Genomic DNA, 18,322 nt, shown 5'->3' with positions numbered 1-18,322 from the left:
TGCATGCTTGTCTTTGTATGCCAGTACTCTTCTTCGAAAATCTAGACTGTAACCCATCTCAATTCTACCTTGTCATTGGGATTTAGGTATTATGACACAGTATTATGATTCTGCTATACTTCACGTTTAAAGTAATTTTCAATTAACTGGGTTGTAGTTGTTGCTGGATCAAGCGGCACGTTTTCGTTATCACGTAAATCACCATCCTGTTGGAATTCAACAACTTTATCTTGGTAGTTAAATGCACCATAAAGTGGCTGGGCTTTTTCTTTTAATACCCTGGCAATCACAGGTTCCGCATCCGGATTTTTCCACGTAATCGCATCAATGAATTGCTTTTTCTCTTTGGCATCAAGTTTGATATCTGCTGTTTTAAGCACGTCCTTAAGAACCTGCTCAAACTGGTTAAAATCATTAAATTGCTTTGATCTAATAATACCTTGCAGTTTTCGTGCCTTTTCCAGTAAGGACTTCTGGAATAACCACATCTTGCTATCCAAGAGATCTTTGATCTGTTTCTCTTTAAGTTCTGGAAAATTCCTTTTGATCATTGCGTGGATTTTGTCTTCTGCTTTATCCAAAGAACCATAAGTCTCTTCAGTCCATTCCGAGCCAAATGCTTCATAAATAGCAGCCATCACAGCATTAAACGGTTTTGGTGCAAAACGCAGTAATTCCACTGCTTGATCGGTAATTTGCGCAGATAAACGTAAGGGGCGCTCAATGGTTAAACGGCGGTAACCAAATGTGTGGGTTTCAAAGATCTTGCTCGCAAAAGGCTTTTTGCTATCAGTGGCACCATCTTGAATATGGGTATCAATTTCTTCAAATTGACCATAGTTACATGTGATCGTGCGGATAGCTTCATCGGTAAGGTAATTACGTTTTGAACCCAAAGATTTACGCATTTTGCTACCCAGATTTGTAGCATTAATCAGTTGCACTTTACCTTTTCGTTCTGGTACTTTTTTATTGCTCAGTATCCACACATAGGTTGCAATGCCTGTGTTGTAGAACATATCGGTTGGTAAGGCGACAATGGCTTCAAGTAAATCAGCTTCCAGAATATAGCGACGAATTTCACTCTCACCACTTCCCGCATTACCGGTAAATAACGGAGAGCCATTCAGGATAATCCCGATACGGCTACCTTCAATCGCCTTGCCATCAACAAAACGAAGATCACGCATTTTGCTGAGCAGGTGCATCAGAAATAGCAAAGAACCATCAGAAACACGTGGCAATCCCGCACCAAAACGACCATCAAAACCTTTTACAACATGTTCACTTTTGATGTCTTCTTCTATCTTTTTCCAATCCACACCAAATGGCGGATTTGACAGCATATAGTCGAATTTATCGGCTGGTAGTTGATCATTAGATAAGGTATTGCCCAGTTTAATACGGCTGACATCCTGACCTTTAATCAGCATATCCCCTTTACAAATCGCATAGGATTCAGGATTTAATTCCTGACCAAAAGCAACCATTCTCGCTAACGGGCTACCTTTCAGAACATATTCCATACCAGCAGACAAGAACCCGCCTGTCCCCACGGTAGGATCGTAAATTGTTCTAATTGAACCTGGTGTATAACTGTCTTCATCTCCAGTAAAAACAAGCGATGTTGTTAAATCGACAATATCACGCGGAGTAAAGTGTTCTCCCGCCGTTTCATTGGAGCTTTCTGCAAAGCGGCGGATTAACTCTTCAAATATCAAGCCCATCTCATGATTAGAAACCACATCGGGACTTAGAGAAGTTGTAGCAAATTTTTTCACTACCTTGTAAAGCAAGTTAGCCTCATCCAATAAGCCAATAAATTCATAAAAATTAAAATATTCGAAAATTTCACGTGCATCCTTGGAAAACGACTGTACGTAATTCTCTAAATTATCTTTGATGTCACTTTGTCCCATCTTGCCAAGATTCATTGGTGAGGTATTGAAGATAGCTAAGCCGTTGGCTGCACGAAATAAGAATTTCTCCTGCGCCTCTTCCAGTAATTTCATAGGCTTAATGCGTTCGTATTCAGCAACAACCGCATCTTTATTCTGTTCCAGTACACATTCCAGACGACGAAGCAGCGTAAATGGCAAGATCACCCGCCCATATTGCGATTGTTTAAAGTCACCACGAAGCAGATCAGCAATTGACCAGATAAAAGCAGCGGTTTGAGAAAAATTTGAGTTCGTCATAACAGCACATAAATTTGAGAAAATTAATTAAGCTGATTCACAAGTGGTACCAATCAGCATGATGAAAGTATCACTAAACTCAAAGAAAAATTAATGCAAGCGAACATAATTCCCCTTTTTGATTTAATTATGGCAGGCAATAGAAAAAGTGTTAGTTACCGATAAAGAAATTTTTACAGTGTTATGAATTTATGTTTGTTTTGTTGCATAGTTCTGCCTATGAGTATCAATAACGGATAAAATACTTTATTGATGCAACAATAAAAAAGTGTAAGCTAATTAAAAATATTTCAATTTAAAAAATTCCTCTTGGGAATCAACAATAAGAACGGAGATTGATTATTTCTATAGCAAACAGAATTACTGCAATATAGTATATGTGATAAATATAATTTAAAAAATTGCTAGCTTTTGACTTTATTAATTATTTTATCAATAATTATTTTTTTATCATTCGAGAGATTATTTCTGGTATATAAATAAGTTCCTGAACTACAATTTAAAAAACCAAATGGAGCATACAACAAACCTTTATTAATATCATTTTCGACTACAAATTTAGGCGCAATAGTTACACCCAAATTTAATTTGACCGCATCCAAAGCTAAAGATAATTTATCAAATATTATTTCATCTGACACATTAAGTATAATGTTAGATAAATAACTCCATTCATCCCAAGCTGAATATCTACTTTGAGAACGAAGTAATGTTATATCCCTGATGTCATTATTAAATATTTTTGTTCTGTATTCCACAGAACAAACTAAACCAATTTCATCCTTATGCAGTAATTCGCAGTCAACAAAATTATAATTAGATATTTTTTCTCCTGATATAAAAAAATCAACCTCTCCATTTATAATACTTTGAAATGATGCCTGAGAGTTATAATTTAGGACGAATTGTTTATCAGTACTAAAGAAACTATATAGCTTGGGTAAAAACCAGTAACTTAGTAAGCTACTAGAACAACCAATAATTATTTCGTTATGAGTGTGACTTTTTTTTCTCAAGTCTTCGCATTGCTTTTCAATAACAGAAAAAGCCAGATTGCATGTTTTCATTAACTTAGAGCCGTTATCTGTCAGCTCAATACCATTGGCACTCCTATTGAATAACTCAAATCCGAACCAATTTTCCAATATTTTTATTTGCTGGCTAATAGCACCTTTTGTCATATGGTTTTCTGAAGCTGCGCTAGAGAAACTTTTGTATCTGGCCGCAATATCAAAAATCTTAAGAGCATTTAGTGGAGGGATTTTTCTCATAATGTAGTCTAGATTATCTAAACGATAAGTTTAGTATAATAAGATTGATACCTATAATCAAATGAAATAAGATTATTCTTGATTGCTATAAGCACATTATTAAAATAGAAATATAAACTCAAAAGAATATTAATAATGGTGTTAGCATTTTTGTAAATACAAAATAAAATAACTATTCAAGGATAGAGTCATGACCACAATAATAAAAAAACCAATTTTTAATATTTCACAGGTATAACCTGTTAATTTACAACATGTTCAGAAACACTCCTTCTTATGCTTATAAAGATAATAGTCACCATAAGAAACGTTTAAGACACTCACTGTAATAATAAAAAATATATACCCAATGGATTTCAAGTTGCATCGCTACGGCAAGAGAGCAAATCCCCGGGAGCATAGATGACTATGTGGCCGGGGTGAGCGAGCGCAGCCAACAAAGAGGCAGTTTGAAAGACGAAGTGTATAATAACAATAACTTTAACTCTTCCATAAACATAGAAAAATATTATTGAAACATTTTTTATTATCCACCAGTTAATAAATTTAATGCTCCAGATGATTAAAACAAATTCATTAGCAGCTTCTATCCATAAAAATATAACACGATGAAAAAAAGGAATAAAAAATGAATAAACAAGCTCAGCTGGTCATGTTTACAGGTGGACGAGATAGCACTCTGGTCGCAGTGCACCTCATGCTACGAAACATTCCTGTTCATTTATTTACCGCAAGCAGCGGCTGTTCACTACACAGAGGAATTATTAAGCATCGAGTACAAGAGCTGAAAGATAGATTCGGTGAACTTGTAATCAAGCATAATATTGAAGATATAAGTGGCTCTTTCCGAACTCTGGCAATTGAAAATTTAGAAGAAGACATATTAAAAGATAAAAAAAATTTGATTCTTCTTGGTGAAAAAATTGCAATTCATGCACACGTCATTGACTATTGTATGAGAAATGAAATAAAAATCATTAATGATGGTATTACTCATTATCAAAAAGATTTTCCTGAGCAACGGCTAATAGCGAAAGAGTATTTCGTGGAATTTATGAAAGAGTACGGGATTGAATACAATAGCCCTATATATGAATTTGCTACATCGCAAGAGGATGTAAAATACCGTTTATTGCAAGCAGGTATCTCCACTAAATCTCTGGAAGGTATTTCCATTTTTGCGGATAGCTTCACTACAGCTTCTGATGAAACAATTCTCAATTATCTAAAGAGAAAAGAAGCCAAATGCAGAGATATCATTGAATTTCTCACTGGTGGTATTGTAATCAATACCACCAAAGATTATCTATAAAATAGATTATAACGAACAGAGGTTTTATGATCAGAAAATGTGCGGCAATAATTATTAACAATAAAAAATTACTTGTAGTCAGGAAACATAAAACCTCCATATACATATCGCCTGGTGGTAAAATTGAAGGAAATGAAACTCAAATTGAATGTTTGAACCGTGAGATTCAGGAAGAAATTGGAGTCACATTTATCAATCCCATTCATTTTAGTATCGACTATGCAAAATCAATTTTTGAGGGAGAATCAATAGAAATTAATTCATGGTTTATCGATATAATCGGAGATCCTTTCCCATGTTCAGAAATAATTGATTTAAAATGGATTACATCAAAAGAAGCAGAAAAAATGCAAATAGGAAGCATTTTTAAAGATAGTATTATTCCCAAATTAAAAAACATTGGTTTAATAGAATAATGAATTATCTAGATGACTCGTCTATAAACTCAAAAATTTCAGGGTTTAGTTTTGAAAATAACAGTGATACCAACTACTATAAACAGGTAAGTGCAATTAGAAAAGAAATAAAACAACATCTTAGAAAACATCTTTGTTTAGAACATGAAGAAATATTTTTGCTGAATAATAGTACTCACTGTTTATTGAATGTCATCTATGGGTTAAACATGCATTCGGTTTCTATATCCATTAGAGAAGGTTGCTATACGCCATATAATAATATCACTACTGGATATTTTCCACATTCCATACCTCTATTAACCCATATAGACCCTCAGACAGGGATAATTTGTTCACTAAAAAATGTTGACTTCGTTTTAGACGCTGCACAGTCAATAGGTACTATATGGCATCACAAAGCAGCTACTTCCTCTAAAATAGTGTTTTTTCCATTACATAAACATCTGGCTATTCAGTCAGGAATAGGCGTTCTCTGCATTCAAAATAAAGATCATTATCCTGAAATATCTAACATTGCCAAAATATCTGAATCCGGCACTGTTGATCTCAGATCATATAATGATGCTTTGAATAGATGCATAGAAGATCCTGATTTTTTTAATATTGCTTATTTTGATTTAACAGATAAAGAAGCAAATGAATTAGAGAAAATAGGATTTAAATGTATTACACCCTTACAATCTAAAACTCCATTTGTTGTTTTACAGTCTGATTTTTATTTAGATAAATCACCTTACAATAAAAAATCTGTTATAACCATGAAAAAAATAGGAACAATGATTTATAGATTTAGTTGCTATAAGAGCGGAACAATAAATTCAATAGCAGTAAATTGTAATTTTAATCTGATTAATTATATTAAAGAGTTATTATGAATAATGTAAATCATCCAGCCAAAGTAGGCTATCTATTCGCTCTTTTAGGTGGAACCATTCTAAGCTTCGATACCGTATTCATACGAGCCCAAGATGTTTTTTCTTTTAATATAAAGGAATTCATTATTTTTATCTTTAATTGGTATGTATCAGTAAATAACGAGTCATGCAGTGGCAAGATAATCGTCATCATTTATAACCCAGAGACAGTGAGGTATCGGGTGAATTCCACTCTTAAGCCTAAAACGTGTTAACATCAAAGCTATTAGCATCGTGTAGGTGTGAGAGGTGTAATGGAAATTATCAATCAACAAAAATTACTGGCACAAGCTGAAATAATTTGTCTTTCAAGAGGGGTTCGCTTGACACCCCAACGCCTTGAAATTCTTCGTTTAATTACGGAGCAACCCAGTGCGATAAGCGCTTATGATTTGCTGGATTTATTGCGTGAAGTCGAACCTCAGGCTAAACCGCCAACGGTTTACCGTGGGTTAGAATTTTTGCTGGAGCAAGGTTTTATTCACAAAATAGAGTCTACAAACAGCTATGTTCTTTGCCATCACTTTGAAGAACCCAGCCATACTTCAGCTATGTTTATCTGTGAAGATTGCGGCTCTGTAACTGAAAAGGATGCGAAAAATATTGAATCCGCAATTCAGCAGTTAGCGCAAGGTACAGGGTTCCATTTAAGAAATAGTGTGATAGAAGTTCACGGATTATGCGCTTCCTGCCATGAAATAGATTCCTGTACGGAACGCGATACATGCCAGCACAATCATGTTGTTGAAGAGAAGAAAAAGAAATAAGAATAAGAACTTGATTGGGCGGTGAGGCGGTCATAGCTGATATTTTTATGTATTCTCAAGTTCCCGCTGAATTCAAATTTAACGGGTACTGGAAAAATGACCGCCCCGGAATGGCAAAGTGTAATTATCCGTTTTTACAATCAGAACCAGTCTCCGTTACGAATAACGCCTACTGCCAATCCTTCAATAGTGAAACTCTGTTCGCGCAAATCAACTACAATCGGTGAAAATTCTGGATTTTCAGCGATCAATTCAATTTTGTTTCCTGTTTGTCTGAAACGCTTCACTGTGACTTCGTCTTCAATACGCGCCACAATGACTTGTCCATTATGAACATCCTGTGTTTTATGCACAGCAAGTAAATCTCCGTCCATAATACCGATATCTTTCATGGACATTCCACTGACACGCAATAGAAAATCAGCACTTGGTTTAAATAGTTCAGGATCAACCTTATAGTGACTTTCGATATGTTCCTGAGCTAGCAGTGGTTCGCCAGCAGCAACACGACCGATCAACGGTAATTTCATTCCGTCACCCGGTTCTTTGAGAAGCAAACGGATACCTCTGGATGCACCAGAAATAATCTCTATCACCCCTTTACGCGCCAGCGCTTTTAAATGCTCTTCCGCCGCGTTGGGTGAACGAAAACCAAGACGTGCTGCAATTTCAGCACGTGTCGGTGGCATACCCGTTTGCGAAATATGGTCACGCACTAAGTTATAGACTTGTTGCTGTCTGGCAGTTAATGCTTTCATTTCGCCCCCTGTTTGTTTATACAGTCAGGCTGTGAGTATATACAGGTAAATTCGAATTGGGAACCTGTCAGCACATAAAATGCGACCAAAGGATTATTCCCCAGATAAACAGGGCCAGAAGTATGGTAAGTAATACAGCCGCTGAACCCATATCTTTTGCCCGGCCTGATAACTCATGGTATTCACTGCCGATACGATCCACTACAGCTTCTATTGCACTATTGAGAATTTCGACAATCACGACCAGCATAACAGCGCTGATAAGCAGGATTCTTTCGACTATGCTGAGGTCTAAAGAAAATGCAATGATAATTGCAAATATGGCAGCAATTGCCTCCTGTCGAAATGCCGCTTCATTTTGCCATGCCGCTTTGATTCCTTTCGCCGAATACCCTGCCGCTTTAATGATTCGGGTCAAACCTGTTGATTGATTTGCCATAAGAATTATACTCAATCGCTTAGTATTTGTATGGTTATATAACTTTTAGTCCCCATTATTGTCTTATTTCCACAGATCTCAAAATCTGTTTCTGGTATCCTTGCGAGGCATTGCTAACAAGAGGCTTAAAGTAGTTATGTCAGGTTGGCGTAAAATATATTATAACTTATTGAATCTACCACTAAAATTTTTAGTAAAAAGTAAACTTATCCCCACAGATCCCATTGCAGAGCTGCGTCTTGATACGACACGGCCTATTTTGTATGTACTCCCGTACCACTCAAAAACAGACTTATTGACTTTGCGTCAACAATGTCTGGCACAAGATCTGCCGGATCCGTTGAATCCTTTGGAAATTGGTGATACGCAACTTCCTAGTTGTGTGTTTATCGATAACGGCCCACGAGTGTTCCGTTGTTATGCACCCAAGCATGAATCTGTGAAGATTTTTCATTCCTATCTGGACTTGCATCACAATAATCCCGATTTGAATATCCAGATGGTGCCAGTTTCCGTGATGTTCGGCCGCTCTCCGGGGCGTGAAGGGAAAGAAGCTAATACAGCACCACAATTACGTCTGCTAAATGGTGTGCAAAAGTTTTTTGCGATCCTGTGGCTGGGACGAGATAGTTTTGTGCGTTTTTCCACGCCTGTTTCTCTGCGTAAGATGGCAGATGAGCATGGTACGGATGATATCATTGCTAATAAACTCGCCCGTGTTGCCCGGATACACTATTCCCGTCAGCGTCTTGCGGCTGTTGGCCCTCGTCTGCCTGCCAGACAGGAACTGTTCAACAAATTACTCACATCAAAGGCAATAGAAAAAGCCATTGCTGATGAAACGCGCAGCAAGAAAATTTATCCCGAAAAGGCGAAGAAAAACGCCATCAACATGTTGGAAGAAATTGCCGCGAACTTCTCCTATGAAACAGTTCGTTTGACCGACCGTGTTTTAAGCTGGACATGGAACCGTTTATATCAGGGCATTAATGTTCATAATGCTGAACGGATTCGTCAGTTGGCGCAGGATGGCCATGAACTGGTTTATGTTCCATGCCATCGCAGTCATATGGACTACTTATTGCTTTCGTATGTGATTTATCACCAAGGATTGGTTCCACCACACATTGCAGCGGGAATTAACCTGAATTTCTGGCCTGCCGGCCCGGTATTCCGTCGTCTTGGTGCATTCTTTATCCGCCGTACATTTAAAGGCAATAAACTCTATTCGACGATATTCCGTGAATATCTCGGTGAGCTGTTTGTCCGTGGTTATTCGGTTGAATATTTTGTCGAAGGTGGTCGTTCTCGTACAGGTCGTTTGCTTGATCCGAAAACCGGTACACTTTCTATGACATTACAAGCAATGCTGCGTGGTGAATCCCGTCCAATTACGATTGTGCCCATCTATATCGGTTATGAGCATGTGATGGAAGTCGCGACTTACGCCAAAGAACTTCGCGGTGCGGTTAAGGAAAAAGAGGGCTTTTTCCAGATGGTACGCGGGTTGCGCAAACTACGTAATTTGGGGCAGGGTTACGTGAACTTTGGTGAACCAATTCCATTGATACAGTACCTTAACCAACATGTTCCTGAGTGGCGTGATTCCATTGATCCGATAGAATCTCGGCGTCCAACCTGGTTGGCTCCAACAGTCAGTAAACTGGCTGACAATATCATGGTCAATATCAATAATGCTGCAGCGGCCAATGCTATCAATTTATGCACCACGGCATTATTGTCATCACGTCAGCGGGCACTTACCCGCGAGCAATTGATTGAGCAGCTGGATTGCTATCTGCAATTACTGCGTAATGTGCCTTACACTGACGATATCACCGTGCCAGACAAAACAGCGGAAGAGTTGTTGGATCATGCTTTGTTGATGAATAAGTTTGAGGTCGAAAAAGACAGTCTGGGTGATATCATCATTCTGCCACGCGAAAGCGCGGTATTGATGACCTATTATCGCAACAATATCCAACACTTGCTGATCCTGCCATCCCTGATAGCCAGTATTGTCATGCATCATCGTCGTATTAGTCGCGGTGAATTGCTCCGGCAGGTCGCGTTGATTTATCCGCTAATCAAGAAAGAGCTTTTCATGCGTTACAGCAAGGAAACGCTCTCCGGCGTCGTCAATACTCTGGTCGATGAACTGGCGAGCCAACGCCTTATCTGTAACAAAGAGCAAGAAATGCTGGTGCTGAACCCTGCACGTATCCGCCCGCTACAATTGCTGGCAGCTGGTATCAGAGAGACACTGCAACGTTATGCCATTACACTTTCTTTATTGAATGCCACTCCTGAAATCAGCCGTGGTGTACTGGAAAAAGAGAGCCGAATGCTGGCACAGCGCCTGTCAGTGTTACACGGTATCAATGCACCGGAGTTCTTTGACAAGGCAGTTTTCGCTTGCTCGGTTAATACACTGCGCGAAGAAGGGTATATTCAGGACAGCGGTGATATGATTTCTACCAGTGCTCAGAAACTCTATCATGTGTTGAGCGAATTGATGTCACCTGAGATTCGGTTGACTATTGAAAGTGTCAGTATGCCACCAGAGCAAAATGAACCTGAACAGTTAGAGAAAGCGGTGTAAGGCTGAGATATAAACGGGCGGTATTCCGCCCGTTATACTGAACATGCTTCACACTAAGCATACACTACATTAAACATAGCTGAAAAAGATACCGAGGAATAAAGTAATACCAACGTAATTATTATTGATGAATGCCTGAAAACAGAGCTCTCTCTCCCGGCCTGCAATCAGTTTTTGCTGATAAATAAACAGTGCAGCAACTAATAATATTGTCCAGTAATATATTCCTGCCAGATTCATCATATTGCCTACTGACACCAAAATAGCCAGCATGGCGAACTGCAAAATACCGATAATCAGTTTGTCAAAGCGCCCAAAAAGTACGGCTGTCGATTTAACACCGATTTTCAGATCATCGTCGCGATCAATCATTGCGTATTGTGTATCATAAATTACTGACCAAATGACGTTAGCCAAAAATAACAACCAGCATTCTAAAGGTAAGTACTCACTCACAGCAGAAAATGCCATCGGAATCGACCAACCGTAAGCTGCCCCCAATACAACTTGTGGCAAATGACTAACTCGTTTGACGAAAGGATAAGTCCACGCCAGCGCTAAACCCACAACCGACAATGCAATTGTCATTTTATTTAATGTCAGAACCAGCGCAAAGGAAATAAGTACCAGTGTGGCAAACAAGATTTTGCTTTCTTTTTCAGTAATATCACCACTAGGGAGAGGACGAGATTTTGTCCGCTCTACATATCCATCAAATTTTCTATCTGCGAAATCATTAATGCAACATCCCGCTGCACGCATCAAGAATACACCGATAGTAAATACTAACAATACGTACAAATCCGGTATCCCCTTTGCGGCGATCCATAATGCCCAATATGTTGGCCATAATAGTAGGAATGTACCAATGGGTTTATCGACACGCATTAAACGGCAATAAGCACGCCATTTACTCTGCGTCATGCTGACCTCCAATCTATTTCTCCCCTTCTGTTATGTTAATTTTATATACAGGTGATTCCGGCAGAAAAACCTCTGTGAGTAGAAGTGGCTTACCTGATAATCTCAATAAAGAACGGCGTACCCAGCAATGATTCTGCTGACCTATTTGAATATAATCCCGTGTCAGATTATTACCACTAAAAAGATAACGTCCGAGTGGAATAGTACCTACATCCACCAATTTTCTGTCCGGGCCGGTTAGTGTTTCCTCTGGAATCACGGTACGTCCTAACAACCACGGGATGTTATCCCCATATAAAACAATTTCACGCAACCAGTATTTTTCACTTACAGGTAAGTGATCACTTTCATCTCCAAGCTCTTCTGCTGTGATAAAACACTCCCGAAAAGGGGCAACCGATACCTGTTGACAATATTGTTCAAAGCGGCGGGTCATTGAGCCAACTTCCATCAGCCAATCTGAAATAGATTCAGGAAAATCAAACTCATCAGTCAAAAACCAATGAATGGGTGTTGAAGTTAATATTGTGTTATCTGCCATGTCATTTTCCCATTGCGGAGCCTTCAATTTCCCCGACAGCACAATTTTCCCGACAGAACAATGATGGGGAGTGAGGATATCATGTTGCAGGTCAATAAAATAAAAAGTTGATAACAAATTATAGAAATTGCAAAAAACCTTACCCTAATAATCATCTTTATTAAGGTAAGGTGGAATAAAATAAGATAAAAAGTCAGGTTAACGCCATTCTTTGAATCGGTTAATCAGGCCATTTGTGGAACTATCATGACTATTCACCGCGTCGGAATCGTGTAATTCAGGCAGGATACGATTTGCCAATTGCTTACCTAATTCTACTCCCCACTGATCAAATGAGAAAATGTTCAGAATGGCACCTTGAACAAAGATTTTATGTTCATACATGGCAATTAATGCACCCAAACTGAATGGGGTGATTTCGCGTAATAAAATGGAGTTGGTCGGACGGTTCCCGTCAAAGACTTTGAACGGCACAATATTTGCTACGTCCTTAGCATTTTTTCCAGTCGCTGCAAATTCTGCTTCCACTTGCGCCTGTGTTTTACCAAACGCCAATGCTTCAGTTTGTGCAAAGAAGTTGGATAACAATTTGCTGTGATGATCACTAACCGGATTATGGCTAATTGCCGGTGCAATAAAATCACAAGGAATGAGTTTGGTTCCCTGATGAATAAGCTGGTAGAAAGCATGCTGACCATTGGTACCCGGCTCACCCCAAATAATCGGCCCAGTCTGATAACTTACTGGCTTGCCGTTGCGGTCAATGTATTTGCCGTTTGATTCCATGTTCCCTTGCTGGAAGTAAGCGGCGAAACGATGCATGTATTGATCATAAGGCAGAATCGCTTCAGTTTCTGCGCCAAAGAAATTGTTGTACCAGATGCCGATCAACGCCAACAAAACAGGGATGTTTTGTTCAAAAGCAGTCTGCTCAAAATGTTTATCCATAGCATGGGCACCACTCAACAATTGTTCGAAATTGTCATAGCCAATGGAAAGCGCAATGGATAAGCCTATTGCAGACCAGAGTGAATAACGCCCACCGACCCAATCCCAGAATTCAAACATATTTTGCGGATCGATGCCGAATTTACTGACTTCCTGTTCATTAGTCGATAATGCAGCAAAATGTTTCGCAACATAACCTTCATCAACGGCACTTTTCAGGAACCAATCACGCGCGGAATGTGCATTGGTCATGGTTTCTTGCGTGGTAAAAGTCTTGGAAGCGATCAGGAACAACGTGGTTTCTGGATCGAGGCTTTTTAACGTTTCTGCGATATGGGTGCCATCAACGTTGGAAACAAAATGCATATTCAGATGATTGTTATACGCTTTCAGTGCTTCAGTCACCATATAAGGACCAAGATCGGAACCACCAATGCCAATATTCACCACATCCGTAATAGCCTTGCCGGTATAGCCTTTCCATTCACCGCTAATAATGCGTCCACTGAAAGATTTCATTTTCGTCAGTACGGCATTAACTTGCGGCATCACATCTTTCCCATCCACCAAAATCGGGGAATTACTGCGGTTACGCAGAGCAATGTGAAGCACCGCACGATCTTCAGTACAATTGATTTTCTCACCGGAGAACATACTGCGAATTGCATTAGTCAAATCGGTTTCTTTCGCCAGCGCCTGTAATTTATCCAGTGTTTCAGCAGTAATGCGGTTTTTGGAATAATCTACAAGAATCTGCTGACCGAATGTCGCAGAAAATGCCGTAAACCGCGCTTTATTCTGTTCAAACAGGTCTCGCAAATGCACATTCTTCATCTGTTCAAAGTGCTGCTGTAATGCTTTCCAGGCTTCAGTCTGGCTAGGGTTAATGTTTTTCATGGATGATGCTCTCTATCAACTGTCGATAAACAATAGGAATGCACAGATTGTAACGGGTTAATTCTGTGATGAATCTCTCTTTCCTTGTAATTACTGATATTGGTCAAAATAGCCTGTAATTTCCAGCTCTAATTGTTGAGATAAACAAAAAGTTGAGATAGGCAAAAACGATAATTTTATTTCCATCATGAAAATTATTTATGCTTAATTGCCAACCATTGACTCACTGCGTCTAACCCGATATTTCTAAAAGCCTATTCTTCGAACAAAAGGTTATTACCCATGTATGCTGTTTCATCTCCTAATTCGCAGTATGTTGTAGCAAAATTCGGCGGTACTAGTGTGGCAGACTTCGATGCCATGAATAACTGTGTTGATATTATTTTGGCAAATGCCAACGTCCGCATAGTTGTTCTGTCAGCTTCTGCTGGCGTGACCAATTTGCTGGTTGCATTGGCGGCAGGCTGTGACAATGATAAACGGGAGAGCTGTCTGAAACAGATTCGTGACATTCAATATGCAATTATTGAACGATTGAATACAACGGATGTGATCCGAGAAGAAATCGATCGTCTGCTGGAGAATATTGAGATGCTGTCAGAACCAGCATCACTTGCTACTTCAGATGCATTGACTGATGAATTGATTAGCCACGGTGAAGTCATGTCAACTTTGTTGTTTGTGGAACTGCTTCGCCAACGCAAGACGGATGCGGAGTGGTTTGATATCCGTCGTATTATGCGAACCGACGGTATTTTTGGGCGGGCAGAACCAGATACTCTTCAGCTTCATACCTCGGCAAGGGAACATCTTCACCCTCGTCTGAAAAATACAATCATCATCACGCAGGGTTTTATCGGCCGAGAAGAAAAAGGTCGCACAACTACGTTGGGACGAGGTGGCAGTGATTATACTGCCGCCTTATTGGGGGAGGCACTTGGATTACAGCGCGTTGATATCTGGACAGATGTTCCTGGCATTTACACGACCGATCCACGTGTTGCACCTGCTGCCAAACGTATCGATAAAATTGCTTTTGATGAAGCGGCAGAAATGGCAACATTTGGAGCCAAAATTCTTCATCCAGCTACATTATTGCCAGCGATACGTTGTGGTATTCCGGTATTTGTTGGCTCCAGTAAAGAACCAGAAGCAGGGGGAACCGTCGTTTGTGACAAAACCAAGAACCCACCTCTGTACCGTGCACTGGCGCTGCGCCGTAAACAGACATTGCTGACACTCCATAGCCTGAAAATGCTGCATGCAAGGGGTTTTCTGGCGGGGGTCTTTACTCTGCTGTCACGCCATAATATTTCTGTGGACTTGATTACCACCTCAGAAGTCAGTATTGCCCTGACACTGGATACAACTGGCTCCACCAGCACCAATGGCAGCTTACTAACTAATGCTTTGCTGACTGAGCTTTCCACATTATGTCGCGTTGAAGTGGAAGAAGATATGGCACTGGTGGCAATTATCGGTAATGAACTTTCACAGGCCAAAGGATTGGGCAAAGAGATTTTTGGAACACTGGAATCGTTCAATATTCGTATGATCAGCTATGGTGCAAGCAGTCATAATGTCTGTTTGCTCGTTCCCGGTAAAGATGCAGAACAGGTGATTCAAACGCTGCATCGGGGTTTGTTTGAAGCATAATAGTACAAAAAAACCGCTCAATGAAGTGAACTACTTAATATTAGTCACTTCATATGGCGGTTTTTTTGATTTTGTAAAGAGGATATTAGTCAAGATTACGAATGTTTTGACAGTTCACGTCGTGCCAATTCTGCAAAAAATCCACTGCGGCTATGATATTCTCTATGTGAATTCACATAATCATCTATTCGGGCTAAAAGAAACTGTGGCAAAGTGATATTTAACTTAGTCGTACGTCCTTCATATTTGCTCAAATCTATATCAACATAAGCCCAAATCCCACCAGTACAATCTTCATCATTAAGATGGTCAGCGACTGTTTTAGCATTTACTGGTAATTGCCCTTGTTCGTTCAGATACTCAAAGTAAGTGCCTAAGGCATTAGCTGCATCAACAATTGCATCATCGATAGTATTACCTGCAAAGTAACAACCGACAACGTCTGGCAAAAATCCGGAAAATGATCCATCATCGGCCTGATGTAGATAAATTGGATATCTCATGGTTGTACCTTTTATAAATCTATAGGAAGTTCATAAAGCGGCCATATGACCGCTTAGCTATTTTCATTTTAGTCCAGCTTGTTTTAGTAATTTATTCAGTAATTTATTCAGCGTTCCTATCGCGATATCCTTACGCGGATGAGGAATAACTAATGGGAAACGTTCTTCTGATTTTTCAAAAACATGGTGCGAACCATTGATTCTCACCAACTCCCATCCACACGCTTTTATTTGTTTAATTAACTCCCCGCTGCTCATCATCTCCTCTTTTTCAAAATCGAGGAAATTATAGCCACAAGAATACCCACTATCAACATTAATACCCACTATCAATATTAATAACCACTATCCATACTGTAGAGCTCTTTTTGTTTGTCCACACATCGGATGTGTTTTTACCCTCTTTATCGTCCATAATAAGAAAACGAAAATAAGTTTCATTTTTTTATCACAGCGATTATTGCTGTAAACAGATGATGATTCAGAGGGTATATTTATGAGCACAGCCGTTGCCAGCAAACGTATAAAAAAAGCCAAAATGACAACAAACAGTGCCGCTGCCGGCGGTCAGGTGCAATCTTTAAGCCGAGGGCTAACGCTTTTGGAATACATTTCTGATTCTCTTGTCGGTGTTGCTTTGACTGATCTGGCAATTCAGGCTGGTTTGCCTAATTCTACCACTCATCGTCTTTTGACTACTTTGCAACAGCATGGCTTTGTTCGCCAAGTCGGCGACTTAGGATTATGGGTGATCGCTTCCCATGCTTTTGTCGTTGGCAGCAGCTTTTTGCAAAGCCGCAATTTGATGGTGTTGGTTCATCCGATATTGCGCCAGTTGATGGAAGACTCCGGTGAAACTGTCAACCTTGCTATCCTTAATCTTGATGAATATGAAGCAGTGATTGTCGATCAAGTGCAATGCAATGCACTGATGAGAATGTCCGCACCCATCGGCGGCAAATTACCAATGCATGCATCTGGTGCCGGAAAAGCGCTGCTTTCTACACTGTCTGAACAGAAGCGGCTCCAACTGCTGCACAAAAAAGGCATGCATACCTATACCCAGCATACCTGTACTACAGCCGCTGCTTTGGCAAAAAATCTTGAACAAATTCGCAAACAAGGCTTTTCATTTGATGATGAAGAACATGCGTTAGGGTTACGCTGTATTGCAGCTTGTATCTACGATGAACACCATGAAGCTTTTGCCGCTATCTCCATTTCTGGCCCTGTATCACGAATTTCTGACGATCGTGTAACTGAACTTGGTGCTTTGGTTATGCGGGCAGCAAAAGCGGTCAGCCGGGAATATGGTGGGATTAAGTAATCTCCACCATTATCACTTTTTACAACGATATGCTTTTCATCCACAAACCTTGCTTTAAAGTGGTGATTGAACGGTTTGGCACGCTGAGAACCCAACTTTCGGGTGCAGGACGACAAGGGGCATGTTACATACATTTTAAAATGAGGGGATTAAATTCCCTTGTGTTCTGATTCAATAAGAGAAACTGCTGATGAATAATTGGAAAACAACCGCAGAACATATCCTGGCTGCTGGTCCAGTCGTTCCTGTTATTGTCGTCAATGAAATCGAACATGCCGTTCCATTAGCAAAAGCGTTGATTGCTGGTGGGATCTGTGTCTTAGAAGTGACATTAAGAACGGAGTGTGCATTAGAATCCATTCGTCTGATAGCTCAAGAAGTTCCCGAAGCAATTATCGGCGCGGGTACGGTCATTAATCCTGAACAGCTGGCTGCTGTTACTGAGGCTGGTGCTCAATTTGCTATTAGCCTAGGATTGACAGATAAGCTGTTAGAAGCTGCCATTGCGGGTTCAATTCCTCTTATTCCGGGTATTACCACTGTGTCTGAGTTGATGTTGGGAATGAGTTACGGCCTGCAATGTTTCAAATTTTTCCCAGCAGAAGCTAACGGCGGAGTTAAAGCCCTGAAAGCAATTGCTGGCCCATTCCCGAAAGTACGTTTCTGTCCGACTGGCGGCATTTCCCCTGAAAACTATCGCGATTATCTGGCATTGAATAACGTTCTTTGCATTGGTGGTTCATGGCTAGTACCGAGCGATGCATTAAAAAAAGGGGATTATGCCCAGATTACAGAATTAGCACGTACTGCACTTACTGGGGCAAAAGATAACTACCATTAGCATGC

Annotated in this window: 17 protein-coding genes; 8 read left to right on the top strand and 9 right to left on the bottom strand. The window is 39.9% G+C overall.

Translation table 11 applies throughout. The features are described from left to right. Positions 1-113: 113 nt before the first annotated feature. Positions 114-2,198 carry a type I restriction-modification system subunit M gene (locus tag BM329_RS08910; protein ID WP_092551877.1) on the bottom strand — a complete coding sequence of 695 codons (2,085 nt, stop codon included), beginning with the start codon at positions 2,196-2,198 and terminating at the stop codon, positions 114-116. Between the two features lie 404 nt (positions 2,199-2,602). Next, positions 2,603-3,469, bottom strand: coding sequence for a LysR family transcriptional regulator (locus BM329_RS08905; protein ID WP_092551874.1), 867 nt, complete (start codon positions 3,467-3,469; stop codon positions 2,603-2,605). A 628-nt stretch (positions 3,470-4,097) separates the two neighbouring features. Between BM329_RS08905 and BM329_RS08900 the strand changes: the two genes are divergently transcribed. From BM329_RS08900 to zur, 4 genes are all read left to right on the top strand, one after another. Beyond that, a complete protein-coding gene (locus tag BM329_RS08900; protein ID WP_092551871.1) occupies positions 4,098-4,781 on the top strand; it encodes a hypothetical protein in 684 nt (227 codons plus the stop codon). Between the two features lie 26 nt (positions 4,782-4,807). Further along, complete coding sequence (locus BM329_RS08895; protein ID WP_092551868.1) at positions 4,808-5,197, top strand: NUDIX hydrolase; 390 nt, start codon at positions 4,808-4,810, stop codon at positions 5,195-5,197. Beyond that, positions 5,197-6,075, top strand: a complete 879-nt coding sequence (locus BM329_RS08890) for a DUF6024 family protein (protein WP_092551865.1) — start codon at positions 5,197-5,199, stop codon at positions 6,073-6,075. The genes BM329_RS08895 and BM329_RS08890 overlap by 1 nt, the downstream gene beginning before the upstream one ends. Before the next feature lie 293 nt (positions 6,076-6,368). Continuing rightward, complete coding sequence (gene zur, locus BM329_RS08880; RefSeq protein ID WP_092551859.1) at positions 6,369-6,881, top strand: zinc uptake transcriptional repressor Zur; 513 nt, start codon at positions 6,369-6,371, stop codon at positions 6,879-6,881. Between the two features lie 140 nt (positions 6,882-7,021). On the opposite strand, the gene lexA is transcribed toward zur, so the two are convergent. Both lexA and BM329_RS08870 read right to left on the bottom strand, forming a co-directional pair. After that, positions 7,022-7,639 carry a transcriptional repressor LexA gene (lexA, locus tag BM329_RS08875; RefSeq protein WP_092551856.1) on the bottom strand — a complete coding sequence of 206 codons (618 nt, stop codon included), beginning with the start codon at positions 7,637-7,639 and terminating at the stop codon, positions 7,022-7,024. Between the two features lie 67 nt (positions 7,640-7,706). Beyond that, on the bottom strand, positions 7,707-8,078 hold the full coding sequence (locus BM329_RS08870; RefSeq protein ID WP_092551853.1) for a diacylglycerol kinase: 372 nt from the start codon (positions 8,076-8,078) through the stop codon (positions 7,707-7,709). Positions 8,079-8,214: 136 nt separating this feature from the next. On the opposite strand from BM329_RS08870, the gene plsB reads away from it, so the two are divergent. Continuing rightward, entirely contained in the window at positions 8,215-10,680 is a 2,466-nt protein-coding gene (plsB, locus tag BM329_RS08865; protein ID WP_092551850.1) for a glycerol-3-phosphate 1-O-acyltransferase PlsB, read from the top strand. 69 nt (positions 10,681-10,749) lie between these two features. Here plsB and ubiA read toward each other — a convergent pair whose 3' ends face one another. The 3 genes from ubiA to pgi form a co-directional block, all read right to left on the bottom strand. Continuing rightward, complete coding sequence (gene ubiA / locus BM329_RS08860) at positions 10,750-11,604, bottom strand: 4-hydroxybenzoate octaprenyltransferase (protein WP_177216232.1); 855 nt, start codon at positions 11,602-11,604, stop codon at positions 10,750-10,752. A 13-nt stretch (positions 11,605-11,617) separates the two neighbouring features. Then, positions 11,618-12,145, bottom strand: coding sequence for a chorismate lyase (gene ubiC / locus BM329_RS08855; RefSeq protein WP_092551886.1), 528 nt, complete (start codon positions 12,143-12,145; stop codon positions 11,618-11,620). 198 nt (positions 12,146-12,343) lie between these two features. Continuing rightward, positions 12,344-13,990: a glucose-6-phosphate isomerase gene (pgi, locus tag BM329_RS08850; protein WP_092551844.1), complete on the bottom strand. Its 1,647-nt coding sequence runs from the start codon at positions 13,988-13,990 to the stop codon at positions 12,344-12,346. Positions 13,991-14,272: 282 nt separating this feature from the next. Here pgi and lysC point away from each other — a divergent pair, with 282 nt between their 5' ends. After that, positions 14,273-15,646, top strand: coding sequence for a lysine-sensitive aspartokinase 3 (gene lysC / locus BM329_RS08845; RefSeq protein WP_092551841.1), 1,374 nt, complete (start codon positions 14,273-14,275; stop codon positions 15,644-15,646). A gap of 95 nt (positions 15,647-15,741) precedes the next feature. On the opposite strand, the gene BM329_RS08840 is transcribed toward lysC, so the two are convergent. Both BM329_RS08840 and BM329_RS08835 read right to left on the bottom strand, forming a co-directional pair. Then, positions 15,742-16,149: a type II toxin-antitoxin system HicB family antitoxin gene (locus tag BM329_RS08840; RefSeq protein ID WP_092551838.1), complete on the bottom strand. Its 408-nt coding sequence runs from the start codon at positions 16,147-16,149 to the stop codon at positions 15,742-15,744. Positions 16,150-16,212: 63 nt separating this feature from the next. Then, entirely contained in the window at positions 16,213-16,410 is a 198-nt protein-coding gene (locus BM329_RS08835) for a type II toxin-antitoxin system HicA family toxin (protein WP_422643794.1), read from the bottom strand. 235 nt (positions 16,411-16,645) lie between these two features. On the opposite strand from BM329_RS08835, the gene iclR reads away from it, so the two are divergent. Both iclR and BM329_RS08825 read left to right on the top strand, forming a co-directional pair. After that, positions 16,646-17,476, top strand: a complete 831-nt coding sequence (gene iclR / locus BM329_RS08830) for a glyoxylate bypass operon transcriptional repressor IclR (protein WP_092551832.1) — start codon at positions 16,646-16,648, stop codon at positions 17,474-17,476. A 190-nt stretch (positions 17,477-17,666) separates the two neighbouring features. Further along, complete coding sequence (locus BM329_RS08825; protein ID WP_092551829.1) at positions 17,667-18,317, top strand: bifunctional 4-hydroxy-2-oxoglutarate aldolase/2-dehydro-3-deoxy-phosphogluconate aldolase; 651 nt, start codon at positions 17,667-17,669, stop codon at positions 18,315-18,317. Positions 18,318-18,322 lie beyond the last annotated feature (5 nt).

It is taken from the genome of Xenorhabdus koppenhoeferi (assembly GCF_900116635.1).
Taxonomy (GTDB): Bacteria; Pseudomonadota; Gammaproteobacteria; order Enterobacterales; family Enterobacteriaceae; genus Xenorhabdus; species Xenorhabdus koppenhoeferi.
Note: the sequence above shows the minus strand (reverse complement) of the source record. Positions and strands in the feature narration are given on the sequence as shown.

Excerpts from the sequence above, each read along its gene's own strand:
- BM329_RS08910 (WP_092551877.1), bottom strand. The coding sequence starts at position 2,198 with ATGACGAACTCAAATTTTTCTCAAACCGCTGCTTTTATCTGGTCAATT.
- BM329_RS08905 (WP_092551874.1), bottom strand. The coding sequence starts at position 3,469 with ATGAGAAAAATCCCTCCACTAAATGCTCTTAAGATTTTTGATATTGCG.
- BM329_RS08900 (WP_092551871.1), top strand. The coding sequence starts at position 4,098 with ATGAATAAACAAGCTCAGCTGGTCATGTTTACAGGTGGACGAGATAGC.
- BM329_RS08895 (WP_092551868.1), top strand. The coding sequence starts at position 4,808 with ATGATCAGAAAATGTGCGGCAATAATTATTAACAATAAAAAATTACTT.
- BM329_RS08890 (WP_092551865.1), top strand. The coding sequence starts at position 5,197 with ATGAATTATCTAGATGACTCGTCTATAAACTCAAAAATTTCAGGGTTT.
- zur (WP_092551859.1), top strand. The coding sequence starts at position 6,369 with ATGGAAATTATCAATCAACAAAAATTACTGGCACAAGCTGAAATAATT.
- lexA (WP_092551856.1), bottom strand. The coding sequence starts at position 7,639 with ATGAAAGCATTAACTGCCAGACAGCAACAAGTCTATAACTTAGTGCGT.
- BM329_RS08870 (WP_092551853.1), bottom strand. The coding sequence starts at position 8,078 with ATGGCAAATCAATCAACAGGTTTGACCCGAATCATTAAAGCGGCAGGG.
- plsB (WP_092551850.1), top strand. The coding sequence starts at position 8,215 with ATGTCAGGTTGGCGTAAAATATATTATAACTTATTGAATCTACCACTA.
- ubiA (WP_177216232.1), bottom strand. The coding sequence starts at position 11,604 with ATGACGCAGAGTAAATGGCGTGCTTATTGCCGTTTAATGCGTGTCGAT.
- ubiC (WP_092551886.1), bottom strand. The coding sequence starts at position 12,145 with ATGGCAGATAACACAATATTAACTTCAACACCCATTCATTGGTTTTTG.
- pgi (WP_092551844.1), bottom strand. The coding sequence starts at position 13,990 with ATGAAAAACATTAACCCTAGCCAGACTGAAGCCTGGAAAGCATTACAG.
- lysC (WP_092551841.1), top strand. The coding sequence starts at position 14,273 with ATGTATGCTGTTTCATCTCCTAATTCGCAGTATGTTGTAGCAAAATTC.
- BM329_RS08840 (WP_092551838.1), bottom strand. The coding sequence starts at position 16,149 with ATGAGATATCCAATTTATCTACATCAGGCCGATGATGGATCATTTTCC.
- BM329_RS08835 (WP_422643794.1), bottom strand. The coding sequence starts at position 16,410 with ATGATGAGCAGCGGGGAGTTAATTAAACAAATAAAAGCGTGTGGATGG.
- iclR (WP_092551832.1), top strand. The coding sequence starts at position 16,646 with ATGAGCACAGCCGTTGCCAGCAAACGTATAAAAAAAGCCAAAATGACA.
- BM329_RS08825 (WP_092551829.1), top strand. The coding sequence starts at position 17,667 with ATGAATAATTGGAAAACAACCGCAGAACATATCCTGGCTGCTGGTCCA.